This window comes from Bacillus sp. AFS001701 (genome assembly GCF_002559405.1).
GTDB lineage: Bacteria > Bacillota > Bacilli > Bacillales > Bacillaceae_G > Gottfriedia.
Genome location: NZ_NTZO01000598.1, coordinates 1 through 1,054, shown reverse-complemented (window position 1 = coordinate 1,054; position 1,054 = coordinate 1). Strand labels below are relative to the sequence as shown.

At 29.6% G+C, this 1,054-nt stretch carries 1 protein-coding gene; it reads left to right on the top strand.

Annotated elements, in window-relative coordinates; translation table 11 throughout:
* On the top strand, positions 1-1,054 hold a 1,054-nt coding region (locus CN514_RS23725; RefSeq protein WP_141529507.1), incomplete at both ends, for a glycoside hydrolase family 3 N-terminal domain-containing protein.

Genomic DNA, 1,054 nt, shown 5'->3' with positions numbered 1-1,054 from the left:
ACAGTAATTGGAGATCGTTCGTTTGGTACAAATTCAAGTATCGTTTCAAACATTGGTATTGGAATGATGGATGGAATTCATAAAGGAAACACAATTCCTGTTATTAAACATTTCCCTGGGCATGGGGATACGTCAGTAGATTCTCATTTAGACCTTCCTATAGTGAATAAAGATCTATCAAGTTTAAAAAAGTTTGAGCTAGTTCCATTCAATAATGCAATTAAAAATCATGCGGATATGATGATGGTAGCTCATATAGTAGTAAAAAAGGTAGATTCAAAGTATCCAGCATCTATGTCAAAAGCGGTGATAACTGATCTGTTACGAAAACAATATGGTTATAATGGGGTTGTCATAACTGATGATATGTCAATGGGAGCTATAGCTAAACACTATAACTTAAGTAACGCAGCAGTAACCTCTATTAATGCAGGTAGTAATATTATTTTGATCGGACATGGAAATGAAAATGTGAAAACCATTTATAATAGCATTTATACAGCCGTTAAAAATCACAAAATATCAGAAGACACAATCAATAAAAGTGTCTATAAAATTCTAGCTTTAAAACAAAAATACGAACTTAACAATAATAAAGTTAAACCTGTCAATGTTACAAATTTAAATAAACAAATAAAGAAAGCCGTTACTTATAACAATGAAACTAGTAACAAGCAGTACTTACTTTTAAAAAATATTTCAACGAAGGCGAATGAAGGAAAAATTATCAATGCAGAATTTAATGTAATGAATTCGAATATTGACCTGGTAAAGAAAAAATGGGGTAAAGAAGACAGTAGTGTATATGTGGCAGCTGCCAAAGGAACATTTAACACTTACACAAAGAGAAACGTAGTAATTGGATATCAAAAAAGCCATTTAATATTTGAATTACGTTCTTTTGATCCTCAGTTAAAATCTTTAACGATTAATAATATAAAAAATTATTTTGGTTCACCTAGTTCAGAAGTTACTACCTCAAATAAAGAAAAAATAATAACGTATTCAATTGGATCTAATAAGCTTAAATTTGTTTTTCCTTTAAAGAATAAAA